Source organism: Pseudomonas sp. HMSC057H01, assembly GCF_001836405.1.
GTDB classification, from domain to species: Bacteria; Pseudomonadota; Gammaproteobacteria; order Pseudomonadales; family Pseudomonadaceae; genus Pseudomonas; species Pseudomonas aeruginosa.
Genome location: NZ_KV828490.1, coordinates 50240 through 62925, shown reverse-complemented (window position 1 = coordinate 62925; position 12686 = coordinate 50240). Strand labels below are relative to the sequence as shown.

The following is a 12686-nucleotide window of genomic DNA, read 5'->3' as shown; positions in this document are numbered from 1 at the left end:
CGGATGTCCCGTCGGCCGTGCCTGGTAGCGTGCGGCTCTGCGGGAATTTGTTTGTATACAAACATGTTATGGATGCCTGCGGCGAACTGTCAATGGCAGGCCGCTACGACGAAAGGCGCAGCTCCGGACGACGTAACGCGGAAAAAAAGGATAGACCGCAATGGCCTCAGGTCAGGCGAGCGAGCAACCCGCGCAGGGTTTCCTGTTCTTGCGGGGAGAGGGGAGCCAAGGCCTGCCGGTTGATCTCGCGGGCGGCCGCCAGGCCGGCCTCGAGTTCGGCGCGTCCGGCAGGACTGAGGCTGACCAGCAGGCGCCGGCCGTCGTCCGGATCGGCGCTGCGCTGGATCAGTCCCCGTTTGTCCAGGCGCTCGACGACGCCCTTGATGGTCGCGGCGTCCATGGCGGTGAGCCGGCCGAGCTGGTTCTGCGGGCAGGGTCCGGTCTCGCCGAGGCGGACCAGGGCGGCCCACTGGGTGGGTGTCAGGCCGTTGCCGATGCCATTGGCGAACAACGCTGCATAGCGCTGGTTGGCCTGGCGCAGGATGAAGCCGATCTGGTCGTCGAGGCGGTACGGGGTGGTACGGGACATGCTGGGCATCGGTGGTGGCGTGAAGGCCTCATTCTAGCTCACGGCCGGTACCAGAGTGCCTCGCGCTGAAAAGGAGTTTTTCCTGGAAGATAGGGGTTTTTCAGCTCGATTATTCTCCGCTGCCGAAGGGCAAGCTTTTCCAGCCGCGTCTTGAAATGTCGCTCGAACAGCCGTTCGAAGCTACCGTCGGCAATCGCCTTCTCCAGGCCCTGGCGAATGGCCTCGGCCAGTTCCGGGCGTTGACGCGAAACGAAGAAATAGAAGGCCGCGGGGTAGTGCAGGGCCAGGTGCTGGTCGATCGCCAGGTGCAGCCCGGCGCGGGAGGCGTCCTCCAGTTCTCCGTCGATCACTACGACCTCGCGGGGGAAGACCTCGAAGCGGCCGGCATCGAGCATGCGGAACAGGCTCTCGTAGCTCTGGCTGGTCTTCACCTCCAGGCCGTTGGCGCGCAGGATCGGTGTGTCGGCCCAGTCCTGGCGCTGGCCGAAGCGCAGGCGGCGGAGATCGTCGAGGGTCCGCACCGAGGCCAGGAGGTCCTTGTTGGCGGCGCTGACCAGGGGAATGCGCCAGCCGATCAGGCCGCGATAGATCGGAATGCGGATCGGCAGCAGGGTCTCTTCCAGGTCGTCGCGGGACTGCGCCCACATCACCTGCAGGCCCGGATCGTCCTGCTCCAGGCGCAGTTGCGCACGGGACTGCGGCATGGGCTGCGCGCTGGGCTCCAGGCGGTAGTCGCCGCCGCTCCTGGCCAGCGCCAGTTGCAGCAGCTCGACGACGTAGGGTTCGGGGTTGCGCCCTTCGGAATGGCGCGGATAGATCACCCGTTCGCCAGCCCCGGCATGCCAGGCCAGCAGGCCGAACAGCAGGGCCAGCCAGCGGAGCGGCGAACCCTGGCCGAGCGGCTGCGGTCTATGTTCACTCAGGCCTATCAGGAGGAATGCCATGGCTGGCCCCCGTACGCGTGCCCTGTTTTCGACATTGTTCGCCCTGTCCCTGGTGACATCCTTGACCCATGCCAGGGATTATCGCTACAGCGACGCTCACGTGCACTACGTGGATTTCTTCCAGGAAAGCGAAGGCATGCCGCGCCTGCTGGAGGCGATGGACAAAGGCCGGGTCGACCATGTGATGCTCAGCGGCGTCGCGGTCGCCAAGAAATGGCACGAGGACGAGCCGAAGCGGCCGCGCTACTACGCTGGCGACGATGCCGGAGCCTATTGGTACAGCGCCACCGACGTGATCGTGGCGGCGGCGGTGAAATCCCTGCCAGCCGAGCAGCGGCGGCGCGTGCATCCGTTCCTGACCGGTTTCAACCCGACCGACAAGAACGCCGACGCGCACATCCGTCGCATGCTGGAGCTGGACCCGGGACTCTGGCAGGGCATCGGCGAGATCTTTACCCGGCACGACGACCTCACCGCGCTGACCTACGGCGACGTGCCGAGGGCCAACAATGAGGCGCTGGCGCGGGTCTATCACCTGGCCGCCGAATTCGACCTGCCGGTGTTGCTGCACGCCAACGTCACTTCCAAGCGCGAACGTAACCCGCTGTACCTGGCGGAAATCGAGGAGCCCCTGCGCAATCACCCGCATGTGCGGTTCATCTGGGCCCATGCCGGGACCAGCATGGAGATCCATCGCCACCAGAAGAAACTGGACTTCCTCCTGCCGACCCTTGGGCGTCTGCTGCAGCGTTACCCGAACCTCTACATCGACCTGTCCTGGTCGGTGTTGCGCCCGTACCTGCTGGACGAGCAGGGCAAGCCCGACCCGCAGTGGCTGGCACTGGTCGAGCGGTTTCCGCAACGCTTCATGCTCGGTTCCGATGTGGTCGGCCAGTTCGACAGCCTGCCCGAGTTGATGGCGAGCTTCGATCCGTTCCTCGACGCCTTGCCCGAGCAGGTCGCTCGCCAGGTGGCGCGGGACAACTTCCTGGCGGTGCTGCCGCGCCAGCCCGCCGATCCGCGAGGCGAATAACCCGGATTCGTCATCAGTCTGTCATGCCGGCGTCATAGGCTCGCGCCAGTCCCATCCAGGAGTGAGTCATGTCCTTCATCCGTTCTTGCATCAGTCGTTCCGTCTTCCTGCTCGGCGCCGGCGTCGCCGTGGCGGCGCAGGCCGAGGTGCGTATCGACGGCCCCATCGAATATGGCGTGTTCGAAAGCCGCTACCAGGATTTCCAGCCCGGCGAACGGGTATTGACCCGTAGCGAGCAGAACATCCAGCAGACCACCGAAGTCCCGGCCAAGCTCGGCACCAAGTTCGGCATGCGTTATCAACTCAGCGGCAAGCAGGAAGGCGATACGCCTTTGACGCTGCTCTACCTCACCCCGGGCGTGGTCACTCCGGATGGCCAGCGGCATGACAAGTTCGAAGTGGTGCAGAAGCTGGTGCCGGGCGCGCCGACCGATGTCATGGCCTACGAATTCACCGAGCCGCACGAAGTGGTGAAGGGCGAATGGCGGTTGATGGTGTTCCAGGGCGATCGCCTGCTGGCGTCGAAATCCTTCGACGTGCGCTGAGCGCGAGCCATGCAAAGCGCTGGTTTTCTTGTGTCGCGTGGATAACGCGGGGGCGCCATTCGCTCTACCGGGCAAGGGTTGCCTGCGTGCGGCAGGGCGAATAACCGCCCGCGGTTATCCGCCGTTTTGGCGGCGTACGCGCGGATGCCGATGGTAGCCTGTTCGTCCTTCGATCAGTCCCTGCTGACCCGGGTATCTTCCGCGGCGAGCGGACTGCCGTCGCCGGCGCGTACCTGCAGGCGCGGCACCGGCTGGCCGCTGTCGCGCTCGACCAGGCGGACATGGGATTCGTCCGGGGCGAAGAAATAGTCCTCGCCCCACTGCCGAATCGCCACCAGCAGGGGGAAGAGCGCGCGTCCCTTGTCAGTCAGGCGGTATTCCTGGTGACTGCCGCTTTCGGCCGGGACCGCCACCATCACGCCGTGCTCCACCAGGTTGCGCAGGCGCGCCGCCAGGATGTTCTTGGCCAGGCCGAGGCTCTTCTGGAATTCGCCGAAGCGCGTCAGTCCTTCGAAGGCATCGCGCACGATGAGCATCGACCAGCCGTCGCCGATCACGTCCAGCGGGCGGGCGACTGGACAACTGGCTTGCTTGTGGCTGGTGCGCTTGACCATCAGGGCGGCTCCGGAGGGGAGAGGATCGGGTTTCATGGTAAAACCCGGGCTCCACGCTGGGCAACCGCAGCAAGTGCGCCGCCGTGAGACGGCGCACGGCATGGTCAGACGACGAAGCGGGTGACCATGTTGTTCAGGTCGATGGCCAGTTGCGACAGTTCCTGGCTGGCGGCGGCGGTCTGGTTGGAGCCGGCGGACGTCTGCAGCGAGATGTCGCGGATGTTCACCAGGTTGCGGTCGACCTCGCGGGCCACCTGGGCCTGCTGCTCGGAGGCGCTGGCGATCACCAGGGTACGCTCGTTGATCTGGCCGACCCGCTCCGCGATCTCGTTCAGCGCCAGGCCGGCGGCTTCGGCGATCTCCAGCATGTTGCGGGCGCGTACGCTGCTGCTGTCCATGGCGCCGACCGCGGCGCCGGTGCCTTCCTGGATGTTGGCGATCATCTGCTCGATCTCGCGGGTGGATTCCTGGGTGCGATGGGCGAGGGCGCGAACCTCGTCGGCGACCACGGCGAAACCGCGGCCCTGCTCGCCGGCGCGAGCCGCCTCGATGGCCGCGTTGAGCGCCAGGAGATTGGTCTGTTCGGCGATACCGCGGATCACGTCGAGGACCTTGGAAATGTCCTGGGCCTTTTCCGCCAGGCCGCCGACCAGCGCCGAGGTATTGTCCACTTCTTCGCTCATCAGGCGGATCGCCTGGACCGTCTCCAGTACCCGCTGGCGTCCGTTCTGCGCCGATTGCTCGGAGGCGGACGAGGCGTCCGAGGTGGAGCTGGCGTTGCGCGCCACTTCCTCGACGGCGGCGGTCATCTCGTTGACCGCGGTGGCGGCCATCTGGATTTCGTCGTTCTGCTGGGTCAGCGAGCGGTTGCCCTGCTCGGTGACGGCGCTGAGTTCCTCCGCGGCGGAGGCCAGTTGGGTCGCCGAGCTGCCGATCTGCTGGATGGTCTGGCGCAGTTGTGCCTGCATGCCCTGGAGGGCGACCAGCAACTTGGCCGGTTCGTCGCGGCCAGAGGTGTCGATGCGGCTGGTGAGGTCGCCGGAAGCGATCACCTCGGCCACTCGCAGCGCCTCGCCGATCGGTTGGGTGATGCTGCGGGTGAACAGCCAAGCCAGTACCACGGTAGCGAGGCCGGCGACCAGCAGTACGCCGATCACTGCGGCGAAGGCGCTGTGATAGACCTCATCGGCCGTGTGGCTGGCCTGGCTGGCGCCCTTGACGTTGAAGTCGATCAGCGCCTGCAGTTGCTGCTGGGTGGCGCGGTACTGGTCGAGCAAGGTGCTTTCGGTGTACTGGCGGGTCTCTTCCAGCGGCTTGCTGCGCGACATCTGCACCAGGGTCTGCTGGCTTTGCAGGAGCGTCTGCCGGGTAGCCAGGTAGCGCTCGTAGATCGAGCGCTCGTCGGCACCACTGATCAGCCGTTGGTAGGCGCCCTCGCGATCGGTCAGTTCCTTGCCGATTTCCGTCATGCGGCTTTCCAGGAAGCGTTTGCTGCTGTCGTCCGCCGCCAGCACATGGGCCAGTTGCACCTGCCGCAGTTCGGCGAGCAGAACGTTCAACTCGGCGCTTTCGCGGACGCTAGGCAGCCAGTTGTCGCTGATGTCCGAAGAGGCTTCGTTGAGCGAACCCATTCGGTTCAGGGAAAAGATGCCGGTGATGACCAGCAGAGCGGTGATCAGGGCGAAACTCAGGGCGGCACGGGTCGCGATGGGCATACTGCGCAAAGACATGATGGCGGATTCCAGGGGGCAGGAGAGAGACGGGGCTGATCAGTTCTATCGGCAGGCGGGGCGCCAGGTTTAGCCCGTTCATGCAGTTCGGGTAAAGAAACGCTGGGTACAAAAAAGCGCCCCGAAGGGCGCTTCATGCGGCGATGGAGGGAATCAACCCTGCCAGCGCTTGAGGACCAGGGTGGCGTTGGTGCCGCCGAAGCCGAAGCTGTTGCTCATGACGGTATCGAGCTTGGCGTTCTCGCGGGTCTCGCGGAGAATCGGCAGGTCGGCCACTTCCGGGTCGAGTTCGTCGATGTTGGCGGAGCCGGCGATGAAGCCGCCTTCCATCATCAGCAGGCAATAGATCGCCTCGTGTACGCCGGCGGCGCCCAGCGAGTGGCCGGACAGGCTCTTCGTCGAGCTGATGGCCGGCGCCTTGTCGCCGAACACTTCGCGCACGCCTCGGATCTCGGCGACGTCGCCGACCGGGGTGGAGGTGCCGTGGGTGTTCAGGTAGTCGATCGGCGCGTCGACGGTGGCCAGCGCCTGCTGCATGCAGCGGATCGCGCCTTCGCCGCTCGGGGCGACCATGTCGTAGCCGTCGGAGGTGGCGCCGTAGCCGACGATCTCGGCGTAGATCTTGGCGCCGCGCTTGAGCGCATGCTCCAGCTCCTCGACCACCACCATGCCGCCGCCGCCGGCGATGACGAAGCCGTCACGCTTGGCGTCGTAGGCGCGGGAGGCCTTTTCCGGCGTCTCGTTGTACTGGGTGGAGAGGGCGCCCATGGCGTCGAACAGGCAGCTCTGGCTCCAGTGTTCCTCTTCGCCGCCGCCGGCGAAGACCACGTCCTGCTTGCCCAACTGGATCTGTTCCATGGCCTGGCCGATGCAATGCGCGCTGGTGGCGCAGGCGGAGGAGATCGAGTAGTTGACGCCCTTGATCTGGAACGGCGTGGCCAGGCAGGCCGATACGGTGCTGCCCATGGTGCGGGTCACGCGGTATGGGCCGATGCGTTTGACGCCTTTCTCGCGCAGGGTGTCGATGGCTTCCATCTGGTTCAGGGTGGAAGCGCCGCCGGAGCCGGCGATCAGGCCGGTGCGGGGGTTGGAAATCTGTTCCGGAGTCAGGCCGGAGTCCTTGATCGCCTGCTCCATCGCCAGGTAGGCGTAAGCGGCGGCATCGCCCATGAAGCGGAAGACCTTGCGATCGATCAGCTCTTCGAGGTTCAGGTCGACCGAACCGGAAACGTGGCTGCGCAGGCCCATCTCGGCGTAGGACGGATTGAAGCGAATGCCGGGCCGACCCGCACGGAGGTTGGCGGAAACGGTGTCTTTGTCATTGCCGAGGCAGGAAACGATGCCCAGACCGGTGATAACGACGCGACGCATGCGGATAACCCTTAGAAGCTGTCAGTGGAGGTGAACAGGCCGACGCGGAGGCCTTCGGCACTGTAGATTTCGCGGCCATCGACGCTGACGGTGCCGTCGGCGATGGCCAGGACCAGCGAACGATTGATCGTGCGCTTGATATGAATGTTATACGTGACCTTCTTCGCTGTCGGCAGAACCTGACCGAAGAACTTCACTTCGCCCGAACCCAGGGCGCGGCCGCGGCCGGGGTTGCCCTGCCAGCCGAGGTAGAAACCGACCAACTGCCACATGGCATCCAGGCCCAGGCAACCGGGCATGACCGGATCGCCTTCGAAGTGACAGGCGAAGAACCACAGGTCCGGGTTGATATCCAGCTCGGCGACCAGCTCGCCCTTGCCATACTTGCCGCCGACATCGCTGATGTGAACGATGCGATCGATCATCAGCATGTTGGGGGCGGGAAGTTGCGCGTTACCCGGGCCGAACAGCTCGCCGCGACTGCAGCGCAGCAGGTCTTCTCGGGTGAAGGCGTGTTGTTTGGTCATGCGAGCTCCTCAAAAATCCCTGAACTGCAGGGTTGTGGCGGTTCGTCCAGCGGCCGTCGCGCCGGGTTATTGTATCGGCGTCGCAGCGGCAGCCTAGTCATAGACTGTTGCGTTGCGGTGAAAGTCACAGTGTCCGGCGAACAGATGTTCACTTTATTCCCGCGTCCGCTTGCCGCCCTTGTCGTAGATCATTCCGGCTCCCCTCGTCCGGTTTCGTTCGACGTCACGGGGCGTTCCGGCTGCGAGCCGATCCAGCGTTGCAGTATGCGTTGCAATTCCGCCCGTTTGAATGGCTTGGCCAGGTAATCGTTCATTCCCGCCTGCAGGCAGTTCTCCCGATCGCCCTGCAGGGCGTTGGCGGTCAGGGCGATGATCGGTACCCGCCGGCCGTTCTCCTGGGCCCTGATTTCCCGTGTCGCCGAGTAGCCGTCGAGCACCGGCAGGCGGCAGTCCATCAGGATCGCGTCGTAGCGCTGGCGCTCGGCGCTGCGTACCGCCTGGATACCGTCGGCGACCAGGGTGACGCGATAGCCGAGGCTGCGCAACATGGCTTCTATGACTGTCTGGTTCACCGGATTGTCCTCGACCAGGAGGATTTCCTGACCGGCGGCAATCGGGGCGGCGTCGCCAGCGGCCTGCTGCCGGTGCGCCGGCGACTGCTGGAAGGGCAGCGGAATCTCCAGGGTGAAGGTCGATCCCGAGCCTTCCTTGCTCTCTGCCTGCAGGGTGCCGCCCATCCGTTCCGCCAGGGTCCTGGCGATCGCCAGGCCGAGCCCGGTGCCGCCGTAGCGCCGGGAAATCGACGAATCCGCCTGCTGGAAGGCGTCGAACATATGTTCCAGGCGTTCCGGCGAGATGCCGATGCCGCTGTCGTGCACCGCGCAGGTCAGCCACAGTACGTCGTGATCGAGCGCCTGCCACTCCAGGCTGAGATGGATGGCGCCTTCCTCGGTGAATTTCAGCGCATTACCCAGCAGATTCACCAGGATCTGTCGGATACGCGTCGGATCGCCGCAGACCTCGATATTCTCCAGGCCGGCCTGGATCTGCAATTCCAGCGCCAGTCCGCGTTGCTGGGCGCTGTGCTGGAACACCAGGGCGGAGCCTTGCACCAGTTCCAGCAGGTTGAAGGGAATGCACTCCAGTTCCAGCGCGCCGCGTTCGATCCTTGAGAAATCGAGAATGTCGTTGATGACCTTCAGCAGGTGTTCGGTGGACTCGGTGGCCAGCGCCGTGTACTCGGCCTGTTCGCGGGTCTGCTCGGTGGTTTCCAGCAGTTGCAGCATGCCCAGCACGCCGTTCATCGGGGTGCGAAGCTCGTGGCTCATCATCGCCAGGAAGTCGGACTTCGCCCGGTTCGCCTGCTCCGCTTCCTCGCGGGCGCTGATCAATTGGCCGATCGCCTGTTCCTGTTCCCGGCTCGCGCGGTCCAGCCCGCTGGCGAGATTGTTGATGTGACGGGCCAGGTCGCCGATCTCGCCGTCGTCGAGGATCGGCAGGCTGGTCTTGTAGTCGCCGCTCTGGATCGCCTCGACCGCCTGGCCCATGGTACTGATCGGCGCCGACAGGCGCTGCGCCAGGCGGCGCGCGACGAGGAAGGTGAGGATCAGGGCGAAGGCGGCCAGCAGGGCGGCCTTCAGGAGGATTTCCTGTTGCCGCTGGCTGAAGGCGTCGTTGGACATGCCGACCACCACCCGGCCGAGGTAGTCCTCGCCGGACTGGCCGTCGCCTTCGCTGGCGCCGTCCAGCAGCGGGTCGCTGGCCAGGGCGATGCGCTGGCGCTGGATGGTGGAGTGGAAGATGTCGATCGGCGCGGCGTTCTGCAACGCGCCGGACAACTGTTCGACGTACACCAGGATATTGTCGTTGCGGTCGCGTACCTCGATGAAGCGCACATGCGGGGTGTCGAGGGTGGCCTGCAGCAGCTTCTGCAGCACGGGCGTGTTGCCGGCGATCACGCCGTATTCGGCGGCCGGCGCCAACTGGTCGGCGATCAACTGGCCGGTATGGGTCAGTTCCTGGCGCAGGTCCTGCAGGCGCGAGTAGGTGAAGTAGGCGGTGAGCAACAGGGTCAGCAGCAGCGCCGGGCCCAGGCTAATCGCCAGCATGCGGGTACGGATGTCCCAGCCGTGGCGCTGGCTCATGGTTCTTCTCCTTCGGCGAGGCGCCGGCCGAGGTCGGCGTCGCTGGCCAGGTCGATACCCAGGGAACGGGCTACCTGCCGATTGCCGAGCACCTTGAAATGCCCTGGATAGAGGCTGAGGGGCCAGTGCCTGGGCGCCTGGCCGAGCAGTTCGTCGAGGGTGTCCAGCCAGTCCTCCTGGTCGCTGTAGCTGCTCGCCAGGCTGCCGGCCTTGACGAAGGCTGCGGTGGGTCCGAGCAGCGCGCGGTTCTTGGCGTAGCTGCCGAGCAGCAGGCTCTTGATGCTCTGCGAGTTGTACAGCTGTTTGTCGTCGATGCCGAGCAGCAGGTCACTATTGCCGAGCAGGAACTGCAGCGGGCGCGGGTCGTCGTTGCCGCTGCTGCTGGCGACGAACAGCTCGAGCCCCTGGCTGCGGGCCTCGCGGCGAAGCTCGTCGAGGAGGAATTCGCTGTCCTTGCCGTAGAGCACGCCGATGCGCTGGATGCCCGGCAGGATCAGGCGCGCCAGGCGGAGCTGGCGGGCCGCCGGCGGGTCGCTCCAGAGTACGCAGAGCCCTCCGACGCCGTGTCCGCCATGCCCGTTGGCGCCTGGCAGCAGGCGCTGGCCATCGACCCGGTTGAGCAGCAGCGCCAGGGTCGGTGGCGCCCGGTGCTGGCGCAGGCGCCAGGCCAGGGCCTCGGGGCCGAGCAGGAGCAGGCGGGTGTCGTCGGTGAAGACCATCCCCTCCGCCAGGGCCGCGGGCGTGCGCAGTTCCACCTGGTCCTGCGGCCGTCGCTGCGACAGGGCGTCGCGAAAGGCGTTCACCGCGGCCCCCTGGTTGGCGCTGACCAGGACCAGTTGCGCGGCCTCGCCGACATGCGCGAGACAGCAGACGACCAGCGCGAGCAGCGCCTGGAAAGCCCGACGGGCGGGGCGCAAGCGACGCATCTAGAACGTCACCTCGGCGCTGAAGTAGAGCAGGTGGCGGCTGTCGTAGCGGTTGTCGGGAAAAGTCAGCGGTTGGTCGTCGAGACGCTGTTGGAGCACGCCGGCCAATTCCAGGGCGGCCTTGCCCAGGGGAATGCGCTTGGCCAGGCGCAGGTCGACGCGTTCGAAACGATGTCCATTGAGCGAATCGTCGCCGTAATAGAAGAGGGCGCTGGACCAGCCTTGGCCCCAGTCGCGCATCCAGCCGGCCGAGCCGCCGTGGCGGGCGGTCAGGCGCCGGTCGTAGCGACTGGTGGCGTCGTAGTCGAGATAGGCGTAGGTGGCGCGCAGGCGGTCGCGCAGGCCCAGGCGCCAGTCGAGCTGGCCTTCCGCGCCGGAGAAGCGGATGCGATCGCCGTTGTCCGGGCTGAAGTCGACGACGCTGAGCGGATCGCTGATCAGTCCGGTGATTTCCTCGTGGAACAGGCGCACATCCATGGCCAGCCCGGTCTCGCGGAAAAAACCGTTGTAGCCGATCTCGCGCGAACGGGTGTGTTCCTTGCCCAGGTCGCCGGGGCCGTGGGCGCTGGCGAAGTAGTAGGCTTCGCTCTGCCCGTAGGGCGCCGGTGTCAGGTGGCGGACCCGGTAGCGCCAGTCGACGTCGTTTTCGTACATGCCCGGCGACCGCACCGCCTCCGAATAGACCGCGCGCAGACTGTGCTGGGGGTTGAACAGGTAGTTCACCGCCAGCCGCGGGCTGAACGAGCTGCCGGAGCCCTCGACGTCTTCGAGCATCCCGCCGCCCTGCAGCAGCCAGTGTTCGCCGGCATGCCACTCCAACTGGCTGAACAGCCGCCAGATCTGGCTGCTGACCCTGCCGCCGTAGAAGGTCTCGGAGTTTGCCTGGTCGTAGCGGTAGCTCAGGCCGTTCAGCAGGCGCAGGTTGTCGCCCAGGCTGAGGGTGTCCTGCATCTCCAGGTCGTAGCGGCTTTCCCGGATGTTGCGGTCGACCCGTCCGCAGACCGGGCGCAGTCCGCCGTTGCGTAGCTGGTCGAGGACCTGGGTCGCCAGTTGCAGCTCCTGGGCGCTGCCGGGCGGCAGCCGGGTAGGGTCGTCGGCGAACCTGCGCAGGTAGTCCGGGTTCAGTTCCCAGAGTTGCGCCAGTTGCGGGCTGAAGGCGATGCCCGCCTCGCAGGCGTTCCATTCCTGCCGGCGCTCCCAGTGCTGCGCGTAGCCTTGTATATAGAAGCTGTGGCGTGGGTCGAGGTCGACGTTCCAGCGCAGCGAACCGGCATAGTCGTGGGCGAGCGTATCGGAGTTGTCGACGTCGTCGGGAACCTGGGGAAACGGCGAGCGGTAGGCGTAGGGGTGCTGGTTCGAGCCTTCCTTGGCCGCCAGTTGCCACTCCAGGCTCTGGTTCGGCGCCAGGCTGTGGCTGGCGTTGAGGTTGAAGCGGCTGAGCCGGCGGCCGTCGCGCAGGGCGTGACCGTCGAGGTCGTGGTCGAAGCCGTCGTCTTCCTGGCCGGACAGCGACAGGCGGAAGTCGCTGTCTTCCAGGGCGATGCTCTGGCTGGCGTACCAGTCGCGGATGCCGCGCTGGCCTGCGGTGTATTTCAGGCGCGTGCCGGGCGACTCGCCGGGGGCCCGGGTGATGATGTTGATCACCCCCATCAATGCGTTGGCGCCGTAGCTGACGGTATTCGGACCGCGGAACACTTCGATCCGCTCGACATCCTCGAGGGCCAGCGGCAGGTCGCTCCAGTCGACGCTGGCGAGGCCCGGGCGGTACACCGAGCGACCGTCGATCAGTACTTGCAGGCGCCGCGCCCCCGACATGCTGGTGCCGTGGTAGTTGACCGTGGGCTGGTTGCCGGACAGGTAGCCGACCATCATGCCCGGGACCAGGCGCATCAGTTCGGGAATGTCGCGGGCGCCGCTGGCGACGATCAGCTCGCGGTCGAGCACGCTGATGCTGCCGGGAACTTCCGCCGGGGATTGTTTCAGGCGTGTCGCGGTCAATACTTCGGGAACGCCGCTGGGATCGTTGAACAGGTCGGCGGCCGCGAGCTTGCTGCCGAACAGCAGGGCCAGCAGGGCCAGCAGGGTCAGGGAGACGGGAGCACGCGAAGCGATGGGCACGGAACGACCTTGTTCTCGATAGGTATTGTCTGGCCCGGGCATGGTAAACGAGGCGCGGGCTTTTGCCAGCGCCGGCGTCAAGACTGGTCGGCCGGCTGGCCGACCGTATAATGGCGTGATTGCCGCGTGGCGGCCAGAAATGGAT

General features: G+C 65.9%; 11 protein-coding genes. 2 read left to right on the top strand and 9 right to left on the bottom strand.

All coding sequences use genetic code 11. The features are described from left to right. Nucleotides 1–166 precede the first annotated feature (166 nt). A complete protein-coding gene (locus HMPREF2581_RS18810) occupies nucleotides 167–589 on the bottom strand; it encodes a MarR family winged helix-turn-helix transcriptional regulator (protein ID WP_003087460.1) in 423 nt (140 codons plus the stop codon). A gap of 38 nt (nucleotides 590–627) precedes the next feature. Then, nucleotides 628–1533, bottom strand: coding sequence for a substrate-binding periplasmic protein (locus HMPREF2581_RS18805; protein WP_003140149.1), 906 nt, complete (start codon nucleotides 1531–1533; stop codon nucleotides 628–630). Here HMPREF2581_RS18805 and HMPREF2581_RS18800 point away from each other — a divergent pair. Then, nucleotides 1532–2566 carry an amidohydrolase family protein gene (locus HMPREF2581_RS18800; protein ID WP_003140148.1) on the top strand — a complete coding sequence of 345 codons (1035 nt, stop codon included), beginning with the start codon at nucleotides 1532–1534 and terminating at the stop codon, nucleotides 2564–2566. The two genes, HMPREF2581_RS18805 and HMPREF2581_RS18800, sit on opposite strands and share 2 nt — an antisense overlap. A 68-nt stretch (nucleotides 2567–2634) precedes the next feature. Further along, entirely contained in the window at nucleotides 2635–3111 is a 477-nt protein-coding gene (locus HMPREF2581_RS18795; RefSeq protein WP_003140147.1) for a DUF3859 domain-containing protein, read from the top strand. 173 nt (nucleotides 3112–3284) lie between these two features. Here the strand turns inward: HMPREF2581_RS18795 and HMPREF2581_RS18790 are convergent, their stop codons facing one another. The 7 genes from HMPREF2581_RS18790 to HMPREF2581_RS18760 form a co-directional block, all read right to left on the bottom strand. Beyond that, the gene (locus HMPREF2581_RS18790; protein WP_003087468.1) at nucleotides 3285–3725 is read right to left on the bottom strand and encodes a biofilm oxidative stress transcriptional regulator BosR; all 441 of its coding nucleotides are present in this window, start codon (nucleotides 3723–3725) and stop codon (nucleotides 3285–3287) included. 104 nt (nucleotides 3726–3829) lie between these two features. Further along, nucleotides 3830–5455 (bottom strand): methyl-accepting chemotaxis protein, encoded by a 1626-nt coding sequence (locus HMPREF2581_RS18785; RefSeq protein WP_003087469.1) that lies wholly within the window; start codon nucleotides 5453–5455, stop codon nucleotides 3830–3832. Nucleotides 5456–5608: 153 nt separating this feature from the next. Continuing rightward, nucleotides 5609–6826, bottom strand: coding sequence for a beta-ketoacyl-ACP synthase I (gene fabB, locus HMPREF2581_RS18780; RefSeq protein WP_003087471.1), 1218 nt, complete (start codon nucleotides 6824–6826; stop codon nucleotides 5609–5611). Nucleotides 6827–6837: 11 nt separating this feature from the next. Continuing rightward, on the bottom strand, nucleotides 6838–7353 hold the full coding sequence (fabA, locus tag HMPREF2581_RS18775) for a 3-hydroxyacyl-[acyl-carrier-protein] dehydratase FabA (RefSeq protein WP_003087475.1): 516 nt from the start codon (nucleotides 7351–7353) through the stop codon (nucleotides 6838–6840). A 188-nt stretch (nucleotides 7354–7541) separates the two neighbouring features. Continuing rightward, nucleotides 7542–9497, bottom strand: a complete 1956-nt coding sequence (locus HMPREF2581_RS18770; protein WP_003140146.1) for an ATP-binding protein — start codon at nucleotides 9495–9497, stop codon at nucleotides 7542–7544. Continuing rightward, nucleotides 9494–10252: a hypothetical protein gene (locus HMPREF2581_RS18765; RefSeq protein ID WP_003140145.1), complete on the bottom strand. Its 759-nt coding sequence runs from the start codon at nucleotides 10250–10252 to the stop codon at nucleotides 9494–9496. Before HMPREF2581_RS18765 ends, HMPREF2581_RS18770 begins: the two co-directional genes overlap by 4 nt. Nucleotides 10253–10423: 171 nt before the next feature. Next, nucleotides 10424–12541 carry a TonB-dependent receptor plug domain-containing protein gene (locus HMPREF2581_RS18760; protein ID WP_003140144.1) on the bottom strand — a complete coding sequence of 706 codons (2118 nt, stop codon included), beginning with the start codon at nucleotides 12539–12541 and terminating at the stop codon, nucleotides 10424–10426. Between the last annotated feature and the right edge of the window lie 145 nt (nucleotides 12542–12686).

Coding starts and splice junctions, on each gene's coding strand:
- HMPREF2581_RS18810 (WP_003087460.1), bottom strand. CDS start 589: ATGTCCCGTACCACCCCGTACCGCCTCGACGACCAGATCGGCTTCATC.
- HMPREF2581_RS18800 (WP_003140148.1), top strand. CDS start 1,532: ATGGCTGGCCCCCGTACGCGTGCCCTGTTTTCGACATTGTTCGCCCTG.
- HMPREF2581_RS18805 (WP_003140149.1), bottom strand. CDS start 1,533: ATGGCATTCCTCCTGATAGGCCTGAGTGAACATAGACCGCAGCCGCTC.
- HMPREF2581_RS18795 (WP_003140147.1), top strand. CDS start 2,635: ATGTCCTTCATCCGTTCTTGCATCAGTCGTTCCGTCTTCCTGCTCGGC.
- HMPREF2581_RS18790 (WP_003087468.1), bottom strand. CDS start 3,725: ATGGTCAAGCGCACCAGCCACAAGCAAGCCAGTTGTCCAGTCGCCCGC.
- HMPREF2581_RS18785 (WP_003087469.1), bottom strand. CDS start 5,455: ATGTCTTTGCGCAGTATGCCCATCGCGACCCGTGCCGCCCTGAGTTTC.
- fabB (WP_003087471.1), bottom strand. CDS start 6,826: ATGCGTCGCGTCGTTATCACCGGTCTGGGCATCGTTTCCTGCCTCGGC.
- fabA (WP_003087475.1), bottom strand. CDS start 7,353: ATGACCAAACAACACGCCTTCACCCGAGAAGACCTGCTGCGCTGCAGT.
- HMPREF2581_RS18770 (WP_003140146.1), bottom strand. CDS start 9,497: ATGAGCCAGCGCCACGGCTGGGACATCCGTACCCGCATGCTGGCGATT.